Annotated in this window: 1 protein-coding gene; it reads right to left on the bottom strand. The window is 66.0% G+C overall.

Annotated features, from left to right (window positions below; translation table 11 throughout):
* Positions 1 to 285: 285 nt before the first annotated feature.
* Positions 286 to 1,419 carry a hypothetical protein gene (locus tag G3I77_RS40525; protein ID WP_248512478.1) on the bottom strand — a complete coding sequence of 378 codons (1,134 nt, stop codon included), beginning with the start codon at positions 1,417 to 1,419 and terminating at the stop codon, positions 286 to 288.
* Positions 1,420 to 1,865: the final 446 nt, after the last annotated feature.

Raw genomic sequence — 1,865 nt, 5'->3', positions numbered from 1 at the left:
AGATGAGCATCCGCTTCGCAATCTGGGAGCAGATCACCGGCGTCGCCGGCCTCGCCACCGCTGCCTGAGCACAGCCCGGAACCGAGCTGCACCACGCCGCGACGCCATCAGACACCTACCCACCCAACAACGTGACAGCGCCCAGCCAGGAGATGTCCTCGCGGGCCAGCCATGCTATTCCGTCGTTCATCTCTCCTCCTTAGCGCACAGCGGGGGACGGCGTCGAGCGCTGCCCCCCGCCGACACGCTGCCGGTACGCCGGCACGATGCGTCTTCGCTACGGAACTACCTGATGTCGCACTTCACGACCGCCTTGCTCGCGTCACACTTCTCGAAGCCGGGCGTCCTGACAAGGTACAGATCCTGGTCGAGCAGGCGCAGTTTGCTGGAGAAGGAGGAGAAGCGGCTCATGGAGGTGGAGTTGATCCATCCGGACATCGCCGACCGGCCGCAGACCTCCTTCCAGGCGGGGGCTGCCTGGCGGCCTTCGTCGTACAGCTTCCACGTGCCATTGGACAGCTTCGTGGCAAAGGTCTGCACGCACTCGTTGCCGGAGCGCACGGGGTTGGTGCCCTCGGCCCCCTTGGGCATGCCGCCGCTGTTGTAGGTGGAGGCGAACGCGAACTCGTCGCAACTCGCCTTGTCCGAGGCGCTGATGTCGGTGACCGGCGTGGCGTTCGGGTTTCCGTCCTTGGCCGCCCAGCCGTCGGGGCAGATCACCTTGCGGTTGTCATCCGGGTCACGGTTGTAACGGTTGCGCTCGCCGTGCGTTCCGCTGGAACCCCTGCGGTCCGGAAGGTAGTTCAGCGGAGCGCCCTTGCGGATCTTGGTGTTGATCAGCCAGGCGTGCGCGGCAGCCGCCGGGGTCTTGGCGGTGTTGAAGACGTAGCCGGGCATGTAGTCGCGGAACACGCAGCCGGACGGCGAGTACACCTTGTCACAGCGCGTGTAGACGGGGTTGCCGATCAGGCCCTGGCTGTTGTCGGTGGGGAAGGTCTCCGGAACGCTGGTGGAGAACGTCGCGTACGGGGCGAAGGCCAGCTCCTGCGAGAGGTCGGTGTCCTTCACTCCGGACGAGTTCGGCACCTTGCCGTCCCACTGGACCGTCGTAGTGCCGGTCTCCTCGTGCGGGTCGATGTCGACGGAGCCGCCCCACATGAGGTTGCCGTCCCAGTCGTACGACGGCTTGTCCTTGCACCCGGTGCTGCACATCGGGGTGATCGTCAGCTTGATCGCCCCCGGCTGCGCGGGGAACGGGATCTTGCCGGCGGGCATCGGCAGCGGTGTGATGCGGGCCCACAGCTTCAGTTCCGTGCCCAGCAGGTCCGTCTTCATGTGGTAGGACATCAGGAACTTCTGGAAGCCCTTGGACTCCACCTGCTGCTCGTCCTTCACCTCCACGGAGAGCGTGTTGTACATGCACGCCGCATCGCGGGTGAAGATCGACAGGTACTTCCCCTCCGCTGCGCCCGCCTCATAGGTGTCGTTCAGCGGGGGAGCCGCGGCCTGGACGCCTTTCAGCCGGGCCCGGGTCTGCTGCGCGTGCTTGATGTCCGCCTTGGTCGCCGGGGCGGAGGTGATGCAGAGCTGGTCACCAGACGACCTGTCCGCGTCCCCCGCTCACCCTCGGCGATCTCCAGGCACGTCCGGCACAGCGGGTCACCGCCCCGGGTCGTAACGGTGGTAGAACGACTGACACTGCCAGCAGTACCCGACCTGATCCACCTAGCAGCCCAGGCGGCGCTGTCACGTTCGTTGACTGGATGGGATGATCTTCTGGTTGATCGTGCTGGAGGGGGTTGTTCGTGGGGGCCGTGTCGCCGTCGTACAAGGGGCACCGGTACCCGGTCGAGGTGATCTCCCAC

The organism is Streptomyces sp. D2-8, from assembly GCF_023184515.1.
GTDB lineage: Bacteria > Actinomycetota > Actinomycetes > Streptomycetales > Streptomycetaceae > Streptomyces.
This window is presented reverse-complemented; position numbering and strand designations above follow the sequence as displayed.

Coding starts and splice junctions, on each gene's coding strand:
- G3I77_RS40525 (WP_248512478.1), bottom strand. CDS start 1,419: ATGTACAACACGCTCTCCGTGGAGGTGAAGGACGAGCAGCAGGTGGAG.